Genomic DNA, 2,084 nt, shown 5'->3' with positions numbered 1-2,084 from the left:
TATCTCTACAGCGTCGTCGCCACGCTGTTTCCGGATATCTTTCCGCATCAGTTCCGCGGCCATGGCGGTGCGGTGCCGGTTTATTTCGAGGCTGCCGCCGTCATCGTCGCGCTGGTCTTCCTTGGCCAGGTGCTGGAGCTGCGCGCCCGTGAAAAGACCGGCTCGGCGATCCGCGCCTTGCTCGATCTCGCACCGAAGACAGCGCGGCTGATCGCCGCCGATGGTTCCGAAAACGACGTGCCCCTCGCCGCCGTCAAGGCCGGCGATCGCCTGCGCATACGCCCCGGTGACGCCGTGCCGGTCGATGGCACGGTGCTGGAAGGACGGTCCTCGCTCGACGAATCGATGATCACGGGCGAGCCGTTGCCGGTCGAGAAGGTCGAGGGCGATGCGCTGACCGGCGGCACGCTCAACAAGAATGGTGCGCTGATCATGCGCGCTGAGAAGGTCGGCGCCGAGACGACGCTGGCGCGCATCGTCGAGCTCGTCGCCAAGGCGCAGCGCTCGCGCGCCCCGATCCAAGGGTTGGCTGATCGCGTTTCTTTCTACTTTGTCCCGGCCGTCGTCCTTGTCGCGATTGTCGCCTTCATCGCTTGGGCCGTGTTTGGACCCGAGCCCAGCCTGATCTTTGCCATCGTCTCGGCGGTGTCGGTGCTGATCATCGCTTGTCCCTGTGCGCTCGGCCTCGCCACGCCGATGTCGATCATGACCGCCACCGGGCGCGGGGCGCATGCCGGCGTGCTGATCAAGGAAGCCGCAGCACTCGAACGCTTCGCTTCCGTCGACACGCTGATCGTCGACAAAACGGGGACGCTGACCGAAGGCCGGCCGAAGCTGACCGATGTCGTCACGGCAAACGGCTTTTCCGAAGACGAATTGCTGGCGCTTGCCGCGGGCCTGGAGAAAGGCTCGGAGCATCCGCTGGCTGAAGCCATCGTTGACGGCGCCGCTACGCGCGGCGTGACCGTTGCAGAGGCCAGCGGCTTCGAGGCGGTCACCGGGAAGGGTGTGTCCGGTTCGGTCTCGGGAAAGACGGTCGCGCTCGGGAACGCCGCGATGATGGCCGACCTTGGCGTCGACATCGCATCCATCTCGGCCAAGGCCGAGGCGCTGCAACTCGAAGGCAAGACGGCGATGTTCGTTGCTGTCGACAAAAAACTGGCCGGCATCGTCGCCGTCGCCGACCCTATCAAGACAACGACGGCCGAGGCGATCAAGGCGCTGCATGAAAGCGGCTTGCGGATCATCATGGCGACCGGCGACAATGAACGCACGGCCAACGCGATCGCCAGAAGCCTCGGCATCGACGAGGTCCGCGCCGGCCTGCTGCCGGAACAGAAGGCAGCCCTTGTCGAGGAACTGCGCGCAAAAGGCACCGGCGTTGCCATGGCCGGCGACGGCGTCAACGATGCACCGGCCCTTGCCGCCGCCGATGTCGGCATCGCCATGGGCACCGGCGCCGATGTCGCCGTCGAAAGCGCCGGCATCACCTTGGTCAAAGGCGACCTCAACGGCATCGTGCGGGCGCGCACGCTGGCTCAGGCGACGATCCGCAACATCCGCCAGAACCTGTTCTTTGCCTTCCTCTACAACGTGCTTGGCGTGCCGGTCGCCGCCGGCGTGCTCTATCCGCTCACCGGCACGCTGCTGTCGCCGATGCTGGCAGCGGCGGCGATGAGCCTGTCCTCGGTGTCGGTGATCGCAAACGCATTGCGGCTGAGAACATTGAAACTCTGATCCAAGCCCCCAAATACGAAACCCATCCAACAGGAGACCATGTATGACCTTCGCCAAAAAACTCGTGCTGCTGCTGATGGCGGCCGGAATGCTGGTTGCCGTCTTCCTCGAAAGCGTTCCGGCGCAGAGCGAAGAGATGAAACACGACATGGGCGCTATGGCGACGGACGCGACCAGTCCTTCGACGGAAGGCTACAAGGCGGCGATGGACAAGATGCATGCCGACATGATGGCGTCCGACTATACCGGCAATGCCGACGTCGATTTCGTCAGAGGCATGATCCCGCACCATCAGGGTGCGATCGACATGGCCAAGGTTGAACTTGCCAATGGCAAGGACCCGGAAA

The 2,084-nt window shown here is 64.3% G+C and carries 2 protein-coding genes; both read left to right on the top strand.

Annotated elements, in window-relative coordinates; all coding sequences use genetic code 11:
• On the top strand, positions 1-1,737 hold a 1,737-nt coding region (locus EN994_RS28710; RefSeq protein ID WP_164746291.1), incomplete at its 5' end, for a copper-translocating P-type ATPase.
• 43 nt (positions 1,738-1,780) lie between these two features.
• The coding region (locus EN994_RS28705; protein ID WP_127308019.1) for a DUF305 domain-containing protein at positions 1,781-2,084 on the top strand (304 nt) is incomplete at its 3' end.

The organism is Mesorhizobium sp. M7A.F.Ca.CA.002.09.1.1 (genome assembly GCF_003998555.1).
In the GTDB taxonomy this organism is placed as follows: domain Bacteria; phylum Pseudomonadota; class Alphaproteobacteria; order Rhizobiales; family Rhizobiaceae; genus Mesorhizobium; species Mesorhizobium ciceri.
This window is presented reverse-complemented; position numbering and strand designations above follow the sequence as displayed.